The following is a 16,946-nucleotide window of genomic DNA, read 5'->3' on the forward strand; positions in this document are numbered from 1 at the left end:
CAGATTACCGTTTGTCTCACAGGTCTAACTCCGACAGGAGCCATTTCGTGAAAGACTTATTAAAGTTTCTGAAAGCGCAAACCAAGACCGAAGAGTTTGATGCGATCAAAATTGGTCTGGCCTCACCTGACATGATTCGTTCATGGTCATTTGGTGAAGTGAAAAAGCCGGAAACCATTAACTACCGTACGTTCAAACCTGAGCGTGACGGGCTTTTCTGTGCGCGTATCTTCGGGCCGGTAAAAGATTACGAATGTTTGTGCGGTAAGTACAAACGTCTGAAACACCGTGGTGTGATTTGTGAGAAGTGTGGTGTTGAAGTGACTCAGACTAAAGTGCGCCGTGAGCGCATGGGTCACATCGAACTGGCATCACCGACCGCACACATCTGGTTCCTGAAATCACTGCCGTCCCGTATCGGCCTGCTGCTGGATATGCCGCTGCGTGATATCGAACGTGTTCTGTACTTTGAATCTTATGTTGTTGTTGAAGGCGGGATGACCAGCCTGGAACGCAGCCAGATCCTGACAGAAGAACAGTATCTCGACGCTCTGGAAGAGTTCGGTGATGAGTTCGACGCGAAAATGGGTGCGGAAGCCATCCAGGCATTGCTGAAAGCAATGGATCTGGAGCAGGAAGTCGAAAACCTGCGCGAAGAACTGAATGAAACCAATTCAGAAACCAAACGTAAGAAACTGACCAAGCGTATCAAGCTGCTGGAAGCCTTCATTCAGTCAGGTAACAAACCTGAGTGGATGATCCTGACAGTGCTGCCGGTGTTACCACCGGATCTGCGTCCGTTAGTTCCGCTCGATGGTGGTCGTTTTGCGACATCAGATCTGAACGATCTGTACCGTCGTGTGATCAACCGTAACAACCGTCTGAAACGCCTGCTGGATCTGGCTGCGCCTGACATCATCGTACGTAACGAAAAACGTATGCTGCAGGAAGCCGTGGATGCGCTGCTGGATAACGGCCGTCGTGGTCGTGCAATTACCGGCTCTAACAAGCGTCCGCTGAAATCTCTGGCAGACATGATCAAAGGTAAACAGGGTCGTTTCCGTCAGAACCTGCTCGGTAAGCGTGTTGACTATTCCGGTCGTTCTGTAATCACCGTAGGTCCTTACCTGCGTCTGCATCAGTGCGGTCTGCCTAAGAAAATGGCACTGGAACTGTTCAAACCGTTCATCTACGGTAAGCTGGAACTGCGTGGTCTTGCTACCACCATCAAAGCTGCCAAGAAAATGGTTGAGCGCGAAGAAGCGGTCGTATGGGATATCCTGGATGAAGTTATCCGTGAGCACCCGGTTCTCCTGAACCGTGCACCGACACTTCACCGTCTGGGTATTCAGGCGTTTGAACCAATCCTTATCGAAGGTAAAGCTATCCAGCTGCACCCGCTCGTTTGTGCGGCATATAACGCCGACTTCGATGGTGACCAGATGGCGGTTCACGTCCCTCTGACCCTGGAAGCGCAGCTCGAAGCCCGTGCCCTGATGATGTCCACCAACAACATCCTGTCACCGGCAAGCGGCGATCCGATTATCGTACCTTCTCAGGACGTTGTTCTGGGTCTGTACTACATGACCCGTGACTGTGTTAACGCCAAAGGCGAAGGCATGGTACTGAACGGTTCAACAGAAGCTGAGCGTGTATACCGCGCCGGTCATGCGTCTCTGCATGCCCGTGTGAAAGTCCGTATCACTGAAGAAGTGAAAGACGGCGAAGGTAATGTCACCAAGCGTACCAGCATGATTGATACTACTGTCGGCCGTGCCATCTTATGGCGTATCGTTCCGCGTGGTCTGCCTTACTCACTGGTTAACCAGCCGCTGGGTAAAAAAGCAATCTCCAAAATGCTGAACACCTGTTACCGTATTCTGGGTCTGAAGCCGACCGTTATCTTTGCTGACCAGATCATGTACACCGGTTTTGCCTACGCTGCCCGTTCAGGTGCATCCGTTGGTATCGATGACATGGTTATTCCGGAGAAAAAAGCCGGGATCATCGCAGAAGCTGAAGCGGAAGTGGCCGAAATCCAGGAGCAGTTCCAGTCTGGTCTGGTTACCGCCGGCGAACGTTATAACAAGGTTATCGATATCTGGGCCGCGGCGAACGAACGTGTTGCCAAGGCGATGATGGAAAACCTGTCTGTTGAAACCGTGGTTAACCGCGACGGCGAAGAAGAACAGCAGGTTTCTTTCAACAGTATCTTTATGATGGCCGACTCCGGTGCGCGTGGTTCTGCCGCACAGATTCGTCAGCTGGCCGGTATGCGTGGTCTGATGGCGAAACCGGATGGTTCCATCATCGAAACGCCAATCACCGCGAACTTCCGTGAAGGTCTTGACGTACTCCAGTACTTCATCTCAACCCACGGTGCGCGTAAAGGTCTGGCGGATACCGCACTGAAAACAGCAAACTCCGGTTACCTGACCCGTCGTCTGGTTGACGTGGCACAAGACCTCGTCATCACTGAAGATGACTGTGGTACGCACGAAGGTATCGTCATGACCCCGGTTATCGAGGGTGGTGATGTTAAAGAACCTCTGCGCGACCGCGTATTAGGCCGTGTGGCTGCTGAAGACATTCTGAAGCCGGGTACTGCGGATATTCTTATCCCGCGTAACACCCTGCTGCACGAAAAACAGTGTGACCTGTTAGAAGAAAACTCAGTCGACAGCGTGAAAGTCCGCTCTGTGGTTAGTTGTGAAACTGACTTCGGTGTGTGTGCGAAATGCTACGGTCGTGACCTGGCGCGCGGTCATATCATCAACTCAGGCGAAGCCGTTGGTGTTATTGCTGCACAGTCAATCGGTGAGCCGGGTACACAGCTGACGATGCGTACGTTCCACATCGGTGGTGCGGCATCCCGTGCTGCTGCGGAATCCAGCATTCAGGTTCGTAACAAAGGTACAGTGAAACTGTTCAACGCGAAGCTTATCGGTAACACTGCCGGTAAACTGGTGGTGACTTCACGTAACACTGAACTGCGTCTGATCGATGAATTCGGCCGTACGAAAGAAAGCTATAAAGTTCCTTACGGTGCTCAGCTTTCCAAAGGTGATGGCGAAGCTGTTAACGGCGGTGAAACGGTCGCTAACTGGGATCCGCATACCATGCCGGTTGTCAGTGAAGTATCCGGTGTTATCCGCTTTACCGACATGCACGATGGCCAGACCATTACCCGTCAGACTGATGAATTAACCGGTCTGTCCTCACTGGTTGTTCTGGATTCTGCAGAACGTACCGCCAGTGCGAAAGAAATGCGTCCGGCACTGAAAATTATCGATGCACAGGGTAACGACGTTCTGATCCCGAACACTGATATGCCTGCTGCTTACTTCCTGCCGGGTAAAGCAATTGTTCAGCTGGATGATGGTGTTACCATCAACGCCGGTGACACGCTGGCACGTATCCCGCAGGAATCTGTCGGTACCAAGGATATTACCGGTGGTCTGCCGCGCGTTGCTGACCTGTTCGAAGCGCGTCGTCCGAAAGAGCCTGCTATCCTGGCTGAAATCAGCGGTATCATCTCGTTCGGTAAAGAGACCAAAGGTAAGCGTCGTCTGGTGATCACACCAATCGACGGCAGCGATCCATACGAAGAGATGATTCCGAAATGGCGTCAGCTCAACGTGTTTGAAGGTGAAATGGTTGAACGTGGTGACGTCGTATCCGATGGTCCGGAATCACCGCACGATATCCTGCGTCTGCGTGGCGTGAATGCGGTTGCCCGTTATATCGCGAACGAAGTCCAGGAAGTTTACCGCTTACAGGGCGTTAAGATTAACGATAAACACATTGAAGTTATCGTTCGTCAGATGCTGCGTAAAGTCACCATCACCTCTGCGGGAAGCTCTGAGTTCCTCGAAGGTGAGCAGGTTGAATATGCACGCGTGAAAGTGGCAAACCGTCAGCTGGAGCAGGAAGGCAAAATCCCTGCAACCTTCGAACGTGATCTGCTGGGTATCACCAAAGCGTCTCTGGCAACAGAGTCCTTTATCTCTGCGGCATCGTTCCAGGAGACCACCCGCGTTCTGACCGAAGCGGCCGTTGCGGGTAAACGCGACGAACTGCGCGGTCTGAAAGAGAACGTCATCGTGGGTCGCCTGATCCCGGCCGGTACCGGTTTCGCGTACCACCAGGATCGTATCCGCCGCCGCCATCTGGCAGAAACTGCCGATGCAGCACCACAGCAGGTCAGTGCTGATGAAGCAACAGCTAACTTAGCTGAGCTTCTGAACGCCGGCTTCGGTGGCAGTAAAGAGTAAGTGATACAGCGATGTAACTGACTGAACAGCCCTCCTTTTTAAGGAGGGCTTTTTTGTGCAGTACCGTAAGTAAATGGGCATATTATGCGCAACGTATTGTTTATTATTATAGTTTTATTCTCCGTCACCGGTATCAGCCGGGCGGCGGAAGTCCCGTCAGATTCACAGGAATGGTTACTGAAAGATGAACCGCCGGTACTGATCCAGGTAAAAGAGCCACAGGTCATTTTTGCACCGGTTGCCGGTACGATGCAGGGCGTTGCTGAACTGAATCCGTCACACGGTTTTTATATTTACCCGATGAAAGGGGAATTCCGCGAGTTACAGTTTGGTAATGACCGCGGTTTTATCGGCAGTGAGTATCTGTCGGATAAAAAACCTAAAGTCGTGCCGCCGCTGGATACGCTGAATGAACTGAATAATCCGATCTATGACTATCTGATCACTATCAGCAACACTCCTGTTTTCGGCACGCCGGATGATTCGGTATCCCCGGTTGCCACTCTGTTTGGTGATCTGCGTTATCCGGTTCTGGCTAAAATGGTCAGAGAAAACCGGGAAGGTGAAAAAGTTGTCTGGCTGACGATCCGTCTGGCGGACAGGCTGGCCTATATCCGTTTACCGGATGTGGAACTGGATAAAGGTATCCCGATCCTGACGTATCACCATATCCTGAAAGACAGTGAAAACAGAAACTTCCGCCATACTTCAACCACAACATCAGTGGAAGCCTTTAAGGCGCAGATGGACTATCTGAAGCAGGCCGGTTACCGGACAATTTCTCTTGATGATGTGGCCGGTTATCTGGCGAAAGAAAATAACCTGCCGGGGAAAGTGGTCGCGCTGACGTTCGATGATGGTCTGAAATCGGTGTACCGGTATGCTTATCCGATTCTGAAACAGAATGATCAGAAGGCCACGCTATTTGTGATTTCTTCCCGGGTGAAATCAAAATCACAGAAATGGGCGCCGGACGGATTGCAGTTTATGTGCTGGCCGGAACTGATGCAGTCACGGGATGTATTCGATATTCAGTCACATACTCATTTCTTACATCGTCTCGATAACCGCAAAAACCCGATTATTTTCAGCCGCAAAGAACATACACTCCTGCTGGATTACCAGCGTTCACAGCGCGTGCTGGCGAAACTGAATCCGCAGCAGCACTATCTGGCATATCCTTTCGGTGCATATAATCAGGATGCTATGGATGCTGCACAGCAGGCCGGCATGACGATGGCCGTCACGACTATTCAGGGAAAGGTCCGTCTCGGTGATAATCCGTATGCCCTGAAACGTCTCTATGCACTGCGAACTGACCCGGTTGAAAAATTTGCCACCATGATTGGCAACAGTGGTCCGGAAGTGGTGAATAAGGATATTGTTGTCGACAGATAATATTGTTTTTATATAACAACTCACGGCCTGTTAATCACGATTATCAGGCCGTTTTTTTACAGAATATATTATGAAATTAAAAATTGCAGTTCATAAGGCGCAGATTCATAGCTGACCAGGTTATCTTCAAATTCATTGGCAATAACCATCCGTGGTTTTTCTTTTCCGTGAAAATAACGTTTAACCATTTCTGCATCGATATTTTCACTGAGATAATGACAGATACAGCAAAGGTAAAATCCCGCCGGTAAACACACCAGGTTAGGCGAATCAAAATCCGGTTTTTCTTTTAAGTAAATCAGGTATTTTGACGGGTAGAAGGTTTGTTCAATAATATTTTTATAATCCAGCACATAGGCGTACTGCCGCAGATAATCCAGTGACTGATTTTCCGGTCTGGCTTTCATTTCAGCCAGCCGCAGTTCCATTTTTGAAATCGGGCGATCTGCCGGATAACAGGGAACAAACAGACACCAGCGTTCCGGTAATTCAGTAGTATAAAAAGCCCCGTTACGTGGTTTATTATCGGTGAAGGTAAAGTAATCCAGATACCAGTCCAGTGTTTCAATGGTTTTTTTTAATTCTGCCATCTGCTGTAATTTACGGGATTTTTCCTGAATTAAGTATTCGGTTAATTTATTTTTATCACCGCTTTCCATAATGGTTTTAATATCATTCAGATTCATGTTCATCTTCTGAAGATATTTAATTCTGTCGATATAATGAAATTGTTCAAATGTATAATAACGGTATCCGTTTTCATTATCCGTATAACCGGGTTTGAGAATGGATTTCTTATCATAAAAACGCAGTGTCTGCGTTGAGATACCTAATAACGCAGCGGTTTCCCCGATAGTAAAATATTTCTTCATGATTGCTGCCTGTAAAATAATTACTTTTATTTAAATTATCAGATTTAAAATTAACATACTATTTCCCGGGGAAATAATTTTGTGATTATCTTCTCATAACCTGAATTACGGATTTAACCTTATTCCAGCTATAAGGTTTAGGGTGTGCGCATTGTTATTTATTGTTAAAAAAAGCAGGATAAAAAATGAAAGAACGCACACAGCTATTGTATTCAGGGGAAATGAATTTACCGGGTCATATTCACCCGGATGCACCCGCTATTTTTCCGGCCACCGCCTATGCCATGCAGGATACACAGCACTATTTTGCTGTCAGCAGCGGCAATGGTGAGTATCAGTATAACCGTACCGCAAACCCTAACCGTGACAGCTTATCGGCGGCAATTTCACTGATGGAAGACGGTGAGGTATCTGCTGTTATGGCGTCCGGGATGGCGGCCATTTCGGCAGTATTACTGAGCCTGCTCAGACAGGGCGATCACATTGTCGTCAATGAGGCTATCTACGGTGAAACCATTGAGCTGATTGATTTAATTCTGATTCCGTTCGGTGTGACGGTCACTTATGCAGATTTCCTGTCACCGGAATCGGTGCTGGCGGCTGTCAGACCGGAAACGGTGATGCTGTATACCGAAATTATCAGTAACCCGCTGATTAAAGTTGTCGATATCGATGCTATTGCCCGTATCAGTAAAGCGAATGATTGTCTGCTGGTGGTGGACAATACTTTTTCAACGCCGTTTGTTATCAAACCATTGCAGCACGGCGCGGATATCGTGATCCACAGCCTGACCAAGTTTTTCGGCGGACACAGTGATTTAACAGCCGGTTCGGTGACCTGTTCTCAGGCGCTGATGCAGAAAATTGAGCTGAAAGCCCGCCTGCTGGGGGGATGCAGTGATCCTTATACTGCCTGGCTCTGTCTGCGCAGTATCCGGACAATGGAAATGCGGGTATCACGCCAGATGGAAAATGCGCAGCGTATTGCGGAGGCGCTCAGCAGCGACCCGCGTGTGGCACAAGTGAACTATCCGGGACTGGCTTCACATCCGCAGCATGATTTGGCGAAATCCCTGTTTCTGCAGGGCTGCGGTCCGATGCTCAGTTTCCGTGTTGCTGACGACCAGACAAAGGTCGATGATTTTATCCGCCGCTTAAATCTCATTACCTATCTGGGCACGCTGGGCGGGTTCCGTACCTCTCTGGCGCATCCGGCGACCGCATTCCGCACTGAATTTACACCGCAGCAGCTGATTGATTTTGGTATGTACGAAGGGCTTATCCGTATTTCTGCCGGATGCGAAGCTGCCGAAGATTTAATTGCTGATATTACTCAGGCACTTGATGTGTTTAATTAAACCGGATACTCATTATGGACACGATTCTTAATCTTATTAATCAGTTTTCAGATTTTATCTGGACTTATCCGATGCCGGTTTTATTAGTCAGTCTCGGTATCTGGCTGACTATTAAATTCCGTTTTAAATACCAGCTTAATTTTCGTTTTAATATTAAAAATACCTACGGCGGATTATTTAAGAAAAAAAATGCCGGTGAACAAATTCAGGGTACGGGATCGGTGTCCAGTTTTGCCGCCGCTTGTACCGCACTGGCGAATACCGTGGGTATCGGCAGTATCGGCGGGGTGGCAACCGCGATTACGATGGGTGGGCCGGGTGCGATATTCTGGCTTTGGTTCTCCGCCTTTTTCGGAATCGCAACGAAAGCCTGTGAAATTATTCTCGGCCAGCGTTACCGCGTCAAATATGAAAAATCGATGGATGAATATGTCTGTGACCGTTCATTTGTGATGGAACATGCTCTGGGCTGGAAAAAAGGTGCGGTTGCATTGTCGGTGTGCTGTTTTATGCTCGGGCCGTGGACATGTCTGGTGCAAAGTGAATCCGCAACATCCTCTATCGAAGAAGCGTTTAATGTCGACAGTTATCTGACATTGCTGGTGATGGTTATTTTTATTGCCAGTGTCATCATCGGCGGATTAAAAGGTATTTCCTCCAAAATGGAAAGTGTGGTGCCGAAACTGGCGATCACCTATCTGACCGTCGCGGTGATTCTGCTGGTGATGAATTATGATCAGATCCTGTCTGCATTTGCCCTGATCTTTAAATCGGCCTTTTCACCGGCTGCCGGTGTCGGCGGATTTGCCGGGGCAACCGTGATGGAAGCCATCCGTTTCGGGATCGCGCGGGGGATTTATTCCAATGATGCCGGAACCGGTTACGGTATTGTGGCACATGCGGCAGCAACAACGGATCACCCGATCCGCCAGTCCAGCTGGGGTTTTGGCGAGGTTTTCCTGACCATTATTATCTGTACCGTGACGGCACTGGCTATTCTGACCACCAATGTCTGGGTGGATTACGCCGGTATCACCTCATCACGCCTGACCACGCTGGCATTTAAAGTGACATACGGCGACGCAGGCAGCTGGTTTATGGCGATATTTATTACTCTGCTGGCCTGTACGACGACCATCGGTATGTATTTTACCTGTGAGAAAGCGGTTAACTTTTTCTTCGGGGATACCAAAGCCAATAAAATCGCGAAAAACCTGTACCGGGTTTATTATCTGGCGCCGATTGTGTTATTTACCAACCTTCAGGCTGATATTTTATGGGCGCTGACGGATATTCTGAGCGCGGTTTATGTGCTGATCACCATGACATTAATACTGAGCAGACGAAAAGAGATTTTCCGGTTGTTTAATGATTTCTGGGATCGCTATATTCCGGCGAAAAATGCCGGGCAGGATGTGCCGCCGGTAACTTACTGTAAGCGGATAGACTAAAAAAACAAGGCCGGTATTCTTCACCGGCCTTTTTACATCATCGTCCCAGATATTTATCCCAGTCTTTCCAGACCGGCTGAAGACCGGCGGCCAGCAGGGCATCGGCGACCTGTTGCGGAGAGCGGTTATCATGCGGACTGAACTGTTCCAGTTCCGGATCATCATCTTCGGCATAGCCGCCGGGTTGCGTCCGGGAACCGGCACTGACCTGGTTTATCGCCACCGGCACCATATGATCACGGAAATACGGTGATTCGCGGGTGGAGAGAGACAGTTCAATATCCGGTGCGAACAGGCGGAAAGCACAGATAAGCTGTACCAGCTCCGTTTCATTCATCAGGGATTCCGGCTCAATACCACCTGCGCACGGGCGCAGACGCGGGAAAGAGATGGAATAACGGGCTTTCCAGTAGCGCTGACGCAGATAATGCAGATGCTCCGCGACCATATAGCAATCTGTCCGCCACTGTCCGGACAGACCGATCAGCGCGCCGAGGCCGATCTTGCTGATCCCGGCCTGACCGAGACGATCCGGTGTCTGTAACCGCCAGTGAAAATCCTGTTTTTTCCCTTTCAGATGGTGCCGCTGATAGGTGCTTTCATGGTAGGTTTCCTGGTACACCATCACTCCGTCCAGCCCCAGCGTGCGCAGTTCGGCGTACTCCTCTGTCGCCATCGGCTGCACTTCCATCATCATGGTACTGAAATAATCGCGGATCAGCGGGAATGTTTCACGGAAGTAGTCCATTCCCACTTTGCGTTGATGTTCGCCGGTGACCAGCAGCAGGCTGTCAAACCCGAGGGCTTTTATCGCCCTGCATTCTGTATGGATTTCTTCCGGTGTCAGGGTCTTGCGTTTAATGTGGTTGCTCATGGAGAAACCACAGTAAGTGCAGTCATTGGCACACAGATTAGAGAGATAAAGCGGGACATACATTCCGACGACATGACCGAAACGCTGCCGGGTCAGCGTCTGTGCTTTCTGCGCCATCACTTCGAGATACGGACGGGCGGCAGGGGAAATCAGCGCCATAAAATCCGCCGTGGTCAGCGTGTCCGCACTCAGTGCCCGTTCGACATCGCGGGCAGTTTTGCTGTTGAGTTGCAGGGTGAGGTCATCCCAGTCCAGCAGCCGCCAGTGATCGCTGAAGGTTGTTTCACGCATCACAACGCCTCCAGGAATGAGGTCAGCGGGCTGGATGCCGATGCCTGCTGCTGCTTCGGTGCAAGTCCGGCTTCCCGTGCCAGCAGTCCTGCCTCAACGGCCTGACGGAACGCTTTCGCCATGATGACCGGCGAGCGGGCAACCGCCATGGCGGTGTTGACCAGCACGGCGTCCGCACCCAGTTCGATGGCTTCCAGGGCATGCCCGGGCGCACCAATCCCGGCATCAATCACTACCGGAACCGTTGCCTGCTCAATAATAATGCGCAGCATATCACGGGTCTGTAATCCCTGATTGGAGCCGATAGGCGCACCCAGCGGCATAACAGCAGCACATCCGGCTTCCTGCAACCGGCGGCATAACACCGGGTCCGCACTGCAATAGGGCAGGACAACAAAGCCCTCTTTTACCAGTATTTCTGCCGCTGCCAGGGTTTCAACCGGGTCCGGCAGCAGGTAACGGGTATCGGGGTGGATCTCCAGTTTGATCCAGTTGGTGCCGAGTGCTTCCCGCGCCAGTTGTGCGGCAAAGACCGCTTCCCGGGCGTTATTCGCCCCGGAGGTATTCGGCAGCAGTTTAATACCGAGTTCACGGAGCGGGGCAAGGATATCATCGTGTCCCTGAGAAAGATCGATACGTTTCATTGCCATGGTGACTAACTGGCTGCCGGAGGCGGCAATGGCTTCCTGCATCACCCGGCTGCTGGTGTATTTCCCGGTGCCGGTAAATAAATGAGATGTAAATGTAGTATCTGCAATCGTCAGCATGATTAACCTCCTGCGATAGCCTGAAAAAGTAAAATCTGATCGCCGTCGCGGACAACGTGTTCTGACCAGCAGCCGCGGACAACAATGGTCTGATTGACCGCGACAGCCATACCCGCCGCCGGGCGGCCGAGGGATGCCAGCAGTTCACTGACGGTGACAGGAGCATCAAAATTCATGATCTCGTCATTAACCGTTATGCGCATGCGGCTGCCTCCTGACATACAGGGCAACCGGTATCCCGCCGTAGTTGCAGTGTGCTCCAGCTTTGCTGTCTGCCGTCGAAGAGACGTAATTTTCCGTTCAGCGGGGAGGGTAATCCGGCCAGCAGTTTAATCGCTTCCAGCGCCTGGAGCGTGCCGATCACGCCGACAACCGGACCGAGAACACCGGCGGTGCGGCAGTTGCGTTCCGGAATCACATCATCGGGATACAGACAACAGTAACAGCCGTGCTCAAACGGTGGCTGCAACACCAGAAGCTGTCCGCTGAATCCGACCGCACTGCCGCTGACCAGGGTTTTTTGCTGCGTGACACAAGCGGTATTGATAGCATGGCGGGTCGCCATGTTATCGGTACAGTCGAGGACAATATCCGCTGTCTGTACAATATGTTGCAGCGTTTCCCCGGTCTGGCGTTCGGTGATCACATTGAGTGTCAGTGCGGGATTCAGCGCCCGCAGACGCGCCGCTGCGGTACGGGCTTTATTGTCCGGCACATCGGCTTCGGTATATAAAATCTGACGCTGAAGATTGGAGAGATGCACTTCATCATCATCAATCAGTGTCAGCTCACCGACACCGGCCGCAGCCAGATACAGCGCTGCAGGTGATCCCAGTCCGCCGAGGCCGGTGATCACCGCATGAGACCGTTTGAGTTTCAGCTGACCTTCCGGGCCGATATCCTCCAGCAGCAGCTGGCGGCTGTAGCGCATAAAGTCGTGATCATTCAGCATGGTTAACCTCCTGATGCTCTGTGATTTCCCCGGTCAGTATCATCAGTTGCCGGGTGGCGGTCTGCCAGTCAGCGGCTTTGGTGATCGCACTGACCACCGCAATGCCGCCGACCCCGGTGGCAGCAACAGCAGGAGCACGATCAAGGGAAATACCGCCGATGGCGACCAGCGGGAAATCCGGCGTGGCGGCAACCTGGCGGGCTAAGTTTTCTAATCCCTGCGGGGAAGAAGGCATGATTTTGGTTTGTGTCGGGAAAATATGTCCCAGTGCGATATAGGAGGGATGCAGCGCTTTGGCGCGCTGCAATTCCGTATCATCGTGAGTGGAAATCCCGAGACGCAGCCCGGCCTGCTGAATAGCCCGCAGGTCGGCAATATCCAGATCTTCCTGGCCGAGATGCACACCATAAGCACCGTGTTTTATCGCCGGGCGCCAGTAATCGTTGATAAACAACCGCGCCTGATACTGTTTTCCCAGCGCGACGGCGGTGCGGATCTGCTCATCCACCTGTGCATCGGTTTTGTCTTTGATGCGTAACTGAATGGTCCGCACACCGTATGCCAGCAGCCGCTCAATCCATACCAGCGAATCCACTACCGGATACAGCCCTAATTTATGTTCCGTCCGGGCAAACGGCGCGTCAGGCAGATTCATCGATACGCTCCTCTGCACTGTGATACAGCTCGCTGCCTTTGGCACGGAAGGCGTCAGACATCTCTTCCATCCCGGCGGCGTAGTCGCGGACTTCCTGTGAGATTTTCATTGAACAGAATTTCGGCCCGCACATGGAACAGAAATGCGCGACTTTTCCGGATGCCTGCGGCAGCGTTTCATCGTGGTAAGTCCGGGCGGTTTCCGGATCCAGCGCCAGATTGAACTGATCTTCCCAGCGGAATTCGAAACGTGCTTTTGACATCGCGTTATCGCGGATTTGGGCTCCCGGATGCCCCTTGGCAAGATCGGCGGCGTGCGCAGCGATTTTATAGGTGATAAGCCCTTGTTTAACATCTTCTTTATTCGGTAGTCCGAGATGCTCTTTCGGTGTGACATAACAGAGCATCGCGCAACCGAACCAGCCGATCAGTGCCGCGCCGATACCGGACGTGAAGTGGTCATAACCCGGCGCGATATCGGTGGTCAGCGGCCCCAGCGTGTAGAACGGTGCTTCGTGGCAATGCTCCAGCTCTTCCGTCATGTTTTTGCGGATCATCTGCATCGGCACATGACCCGGGCCTTCAATCATCACCTGCACATCATATTCCCACGCGATTTTGGTCAGTTCGCCGAGGGTATGCAGTTCCGCAAACTGAGCTTCGTCGTTGGCATCCTGAATTGACCCCGGACGCAGGCCATCACCGAGAGACAGCGCCACATCATAGGCCGCACAGATTTCACAGATGTCACGGAAGTGCTGATACAGGAAATTTTCCTGATGATGAGACAGGCACCATTTCGCCATAATCGAGCCGCCGCGTGACACAATGCCGGTCAGGCGTTTTGCGGTCATCGGCACATAGCGCAGCAGAACCCCGGCGTGAATGGTGAAGTAATCCACCCCTTGTTCCGCCTGCTCCAGCAGCGTATCGCGGAACATTTCCCAGGTCAGATCTTCGGCCACACCGTTCACTTTTTCGAGAGCCTGATAGATCGGTACGGTACCGATAGGCACCGGGCTGTTACGCAGTATCCATTCGCGGGTTTCATGAATATAACGGCCGGTGGAGAGATCCATCACCGTATCTGCCCCCCAGCGGGTGGACCAGACCAGTTTTTCCACTTCTTCTTCAATGGAGGAGGTAACAGAAGAGTTACCGATATTGGCATTCACTTTCACCAGGAAATTGCGGCCGATAATCATCGGTTCGGATTCCGGGTGGTTAATATTGGACGGGATAATGGCACGTCCGGCGGCGACTTCATCGCGGACAAACTCCGGGGTGATGTTATCCGGCAGATTGGCGCCGAAATGCTGTCCCGGATGCTGTTGCAGCAGGACTTCGCCACGGATACGTTCACGTCCCATATTTTCGCGGATGGCGATAAATTCCATCTCAGGGGTAACAATCCCTTTCCGGGCATAATGCAGCTGCGTCACGCATTTTCCGGCTTTGGCTTTCAGCGGCGCCGGACGATCCGGGTAGCGCAGATGATCCAGTCCGTTATCAGCCAGCCGGTCACGGGTAAAATCAGAACTCAGATGTGTCACTGCTTCGGTATCGCCGCGCTCTGCAACCCATTGTTCACGCAGACGGGCAAGACCGGCGCGGACATCCAGTTTCACCTGCGGGTCGCCGTACGGCCCGGCGGTGTCATAAACCGGTACCGGCTCATTCTCTTCATATTGCGGATTGGCCTTGTCACCGCCGATCAGTGTGGCTGACAGGGCAATTTCCCGCATCGGCACACGAATATCCGGGCGGGAGCCGGTGAGATAAATACGGGACGAATTCGGGAAATTGACGCCTTTCAGCGTGCTGATATATTCCTCAGCCGCGTCGCGCTGCTCACGGCGGGTACGGGCTTTGGAGGGGGCCGCGGTTTCCGCGCCCGGGGAGAGATCAGTGGTATCAATACGTTGTTCACGGGACATAGCAAATTCCTTACAGTGAAACCGGCAACGCCGGAAGAAAAAGTGAGAAATTGCTTGTCTGGAGGTGCGTCAGGAGTAATGCGTGATAACCGGCTGTACACAACATCCGCATGGCGGCGGCTGAAAAACGGCGGTTAAAAAAGGAAAGATTACTCTTGTTCCCTTCGCGGGTACTAACCCGATCAGGTTCCGCGGATCCCGAATTAACGGTCTCAGCCCGATTTATCACAGGGATAAATGCTGGGCACTCCGACAAGAAAGATTTCAGTATAAGAAGCTGCCCGGAAACTACAACCTTTTTATAACATCATTTATTTACCTGAAGCGTTCCCGATCATTCCCCTCTGATAGTCAGCAGTTACACCGCAGTGGCTAAATATAAAAAAAATTAAATTAAAACTGATAATTTCCGGCCAGTTGCCGATGTTTTCTGTCGGCGTGCCTTATTACGGCATATTAAGAAAAGATATTTGGTTATTTATTGGCCTTATTGATTGCTTTCTGCATCAGGAAAAAAAATGAATCTTAAAAATATGACGATCCGGGTCAGGTTATCTGTCACATTCGGTGTTCTGATCGCCATTCTGGCGCTGGTTTCCGGGATGGCGGTTATGAACCTGTACAAAGACAAGGAAATGTTCACGGATTACGTCAACGGGACATATGCACTTCAGGTTCAGGCGTATGAAGTCCGCCATGCAACGGAAGAGCGGGCGATCATGCTGCGGGATATGATCAATTCGACTGATAAGAAAGATAAAACAGAAGAACTGAACCGTTTTGAAGAAGAAGACGGGAAAGTGAGTGAAAGAACTCAGACGCTGCTGGATATGGTTAATGAGTTCGGTATGGATCCGCAGGGGCGGGACCTGCTTGATAAAATGATAGCGGATGAAAAACACTATGCCGCCGTGACCCGGGAAGTACTCGCACTGGATAAGCAGGGCCGGCATGAGGAAGCCATTGCGAAAATGATGGATGCGGAATATGCGGCATCGGATGCCTATATCCTGTCATTCCGTGCCAGCAGAGATCACGGCACTGAAACCGGTAATCAGCTTATTCAGCAGTTTAATACGAATTTTGAGCGTCAGAGCAACATTATTCTGGTGTTCGCACTGCTGGCATTAACGCTGGCGATTGTTTCCGGGGTGATGATTATCCGGAACCTGACCCGTGCGCTGGGTGCCGAACCCGCACAACTGAAAGAAGTGGCTGAACGTGTCGCTTCCGGTGATCTGTCGCCGTCCGATGAAACGCATCCGGTTCCGGACGGTAGCGTGCTGAGTACCCTGAAGGCAATGCAGAGGAATCTGGCCGGTATCGTCGGTACAGTGCGTAATAACAGTGACAGTATTGTGACCGGGACAATGCAGATAACCAGCGGTAATGCGGATCTGAGTCAGCGGACGGAATCTCAGGCCAGCAGTCTGCAACAGACAGCGGCATCAATGGAGCAGCTGTCTGCCACGGTGAAAAGCAGTGCGGAGATTGCCGCAAAAGCGAACATGATGGCAGCGGAAGCGTCCGAAACGGCCCGTCACGGTGGTGAGAAAGTGGATCTGGTTATTCATGCCATGCAGGATATCTCACACTCTTCACGGACAATCACTGACATTATCGGTGTGATTGATTCCATTGCATTCCAGACCAATATCCTTGCGCTGAACGCAGCGGTGGAAGCCGCACGTGCCGGTGAACACGGGCGCGGTTTTGCTGTGGTATCCGGCGAAGTCCGGACACTGGCACAGCGGAGTGCGCAGGCGGCCGGTGAAATAAAAAATCTGATTAATACCAGTGTTGAACAGGTGGATGCCGGCAGTAAACTGGTGGCAGAAGCCGGTGAGTCGATGCAGGTGATTGTCACTCAGACACAAGGCGTCAGCCAGATGATTGACGAGCTGACACTGGCGGCGAATGAGCAGTCTCAGGGTATTTCGCAGGTCGGGATTGCTGTGCAGCAGATTGATGAGGTCACACAGCAGAATGCCGCGCTGGTGGTTGAAAATGCGGCCGCAGCGGAAAGCCTGCATCAGCAGGCGGGGCAGCTCATGCAGGTCATGACCCAATTCAGACTGGGAAGCAGCGCTGCCTGATCCGGCTGATACCCGCTGACGT

The 16,946-nt window shown here is 51.6% G+C and carries 12 protein-coding genes and 1 riboswitch; of the genes, 5 read left to right on the forward strand and 7 right to left on the reverse strand.

Going from position 1 to position 16,946, the window contains the following annotated elements:
- Positions 1-47 precede the first annotated feature (47 nt).
- Together rpoC and JC793_RS01395 are read left to right on the forward strand one after the other, a co-directional pair.
- A complete protein-coding gene (gene rpoC, locus JC793_RS01390) occupies positions 48-4,274 on the forward strand; it encodes a DNA-directed RNA polymerase subunit beta' (protein WP_107680699.1) in 4,227 nt (1,408 codons plus the stop codon).
- Positions 4,275-4,358: 84 nt separating this feature from the next.
- Positions 4,359-5,672 (forward strand): polysaccharide deacetylase family protein, encoded by a 1,314-nt coding sequence (locus JC793_RS01395; RefSeq protein WP_218427247.1) that lies wholly within the window; start codon positions 4,359-4,361, stop codon positions 5,670-5,672.
- A 68-nt stretch (positions 5,673-5,740) separates the two neighbouring features.
- Here the strand turns inward: JC793_RS01395 and JC793_RS01400 are convergent, their stop codons facing one another.
- Positions 5,741-6,544: a MerR family transcriptional regulator gene (locus JC793_RS01400; protein WP_218427249.1), complete on the reverse strand. Its 804-nt coding sequence runs from the start codon at positions 6,542-6,544 to the stop codon at positions 5,741-5,743.
- 185 nt (positions 6,545-6,729) lie between these two features.
- On the opposite strand from JC793_RS01400, the gene JC793_RS01405 reads away from it, so the two are divergent.
- On the forward strand, positions 6,730-7,902 hold the full coding sequence (locus tag JC793_RS01405; RefSeq protein ID WP_166706870.1) for a trans-sulfuration enzyme family protein: 1,173 nt from the start codon (positions 6,730-6,732) through the stop codon (positions 7,900-7,902).
- 14 nt (positions 7,903-7,916) lie between these two features.
- Entirely contained in the window at positions 7,917-9,353 is a 1,437-nt protein-coding gene (locus JC793_RS01410; protein WP_166706871.1) for an alanine/glycine:cation symporter family protein, read from the forward strand.
- A 37-nt stretch (positions 9,354-9,390) separates the two neighbouring features.
- On the opposite strand, the gene thiH is transcribed toward JC793_RS01410, so the two are convergent.
- Genes thiH through thiC form a run of 6 tightly spaced genes read right to left on the reverse strand, consistent with a single transcriptional unit; the run spans position 9,391 to position 14,828 of the window.
- A complete protein-coding gene (gene thiH / locus JC793_RS01415) occupies positions 9,391-10,518 on the reverse strand; it encodes a 2-iminoacetate synthase ThiH (RefSeq protein WP_166706872.1) in 1,128 nt (375 codons plus the stop codon).
- Positions 10,518-11,285: a thiazole synthase gene (locus JC793_RS01420; protein ID WP_218427251.1), complete on the reverse strand. Its 768-nt coding sequence runs from the start codon at positions 11,283-11,285 to the stop codon at positions 10,518-10,520. Before JC793_RS01420 ends, thiH begins: the two co-directional genes overlap by 1 nt.
- 2 nt (positions 11,286-11,287) lie before the next feature.
- Positions 11,288-11,488 carry a sulfur carrier protein ThiS gene (gene thiS, locus JC793_RS01425; RefSeq protein WP_166706874.1) on the reverse strand — a complete coding sequence of 67 codons (201 nt, stop codon included), beginning with the start codon at positions 11,486-11,488 and terminating at the stop codon, positions 11,288-11,290.
- A complete protein-coding gene (locus JC793_RS01430; protein ID WP_166706875.1) occupies positions 11,479-12,237 on the reverse strand; it encodes a HesA/MoeB/ThiF family protein in 759 nt (252 codons plus the stop codon). The genes thiS and JC793_RS01430 overlap by 10 nt, the downstream gene beginning before the upstream one ends.
- Positions 12,227-12,892 (reverse strand): thiamine phosphate synthase, encoded by a 666-nt coding sequence (gene thiE, locus JC793_RS01435; RefSeq protein WP_218427253.1) that lies wholly within the window; start codon positions 12,890-12,892, stop codon positions 12,227-12,229. Before thiE ends, JC793_RS01430 begins: the two co-directional genes overlap by 11 nt.
- Positions 12,879-14,828 carry a phosphomethylpyrimidine synthase ThiC gene (gene thiC / locus JC793_RS01440; RefSeq protein ID WP_218427254.1) on the reverse strand — a complete coding sequence of 650 codons (1,950 nt, stop codon included), beginning with the start codon at positions 14,826-14,828 and terminating at the stop codon, positions 12,879-12,881. The genes thiE and thiC overlap by 14 nt, the downstream gene beginning before the upstream one ends.
- 142 nt (positions 14,829-14,970) lie before the next feature.
- Positions 14,971-15,090, reverse strand: a riboswitch (TPP riboswitch).
- Between the two features lie 256 nt (positions 15,091-15,346).
- On the opposite strand from thiC, the gene JC793_RS01445 reads away from it, so the two are divergent.
- Positions 15,347-16,924: a methyl-accepting chemotaxis protein gene (locus JC793_RS01445; RefSeq protein WP_166706878.1), complete on the forward strand. Its 1,578-nt coding sequence runs from the start codon at positions 15,347-15,349 to the stop codon at positions 16,922-16,924.
- Positions 16,925-16,946: the final 22 nt, after the last annotated feature.

The sequence above is a fragment of the Morganella morganii genome (genome assembly GCF_019242955.1).
Lineage (GTDB): Bacteria > Pseudomonadota > Gammaproteobacteria > Enterobacterales > Enterobacteriaceae > Morganella > Morganella sibonii.

Bases quoted from the DNA above. Each gene is read 5' to 3' on its own strand.
- JC793_RS01445 (WP_166706878.1), top strand. From the start codon at position 15,347: ATGAATCTTAAAAATATGACGATCCGGGTCAGGTTATCTGTCACATTC.
- thiH (WP_166706872.1), bottom strand. From the start codon at position 10,518: ATGCGTGAAACAACCTTCAGCGATCACTGGCGGCTGCTGGACTGGGAT.
- thiC (WP_218427254.1), bottom strand. From the start codon at position 14,828: ATGTCCCGTGAACAACGTATTGATACCACTGATCTCTCCCCGGGCGCG.
- JC793_RS01405 (WP_166706870.1), top strand. From the start codon at position 6,730: ATGAAAGAACGCACACAGCTATTGTATTCAGGGGAAATGAATTTACCG.
- thiE (WP_218427253.1), bottom strand. From the start codon at position 12,892: ATGAATCTGCCTGACGCGCCGTTTGCCCGGACGGAACATAAATTAGGG.
- JC793_RS01430 (WP_166706875.1), bottom strand. From the start codon at position 12,237: ATGCTGAATGATCACGACTTTATGCGCTACAGCCGCCAGCTGCTGCTG.
- JC793_RS01395 (WP_218427247.1), top strand. From the start codon at position 4,359: ATGCGCAACGTATTGTTTATTATTATAGTTTTATTCTCCGTCACCGGT.
- JC793_RS01410 (WP_166706871.1), top strand. From the start codon at position 7,917: ATGGACACGATTCTTAATCTTATTAATCAGTTTTCAGATTTTATCTGG.
- JC793_RS01400 (WP_218427249.1), bottom strand. From the start codon at position 6,544: ATGAAGAAATATTTTACTATCGGGGAAACCGCTGCGTTATTAGGTATC.
- JC793_RS01420 (WP_218427251.1), bottom strand. From the start codon at position 11,285: ATGCTGACGATTGCAGATACTACATTTACATCTCATTTATTTACCGGC.
- thiS (WP_166706874.1), bottom strand. From the start codon at position 11,488: ATGCGCATAACGGTTAATGACGAGATCATGAATTTTGATGCTCCTGTC.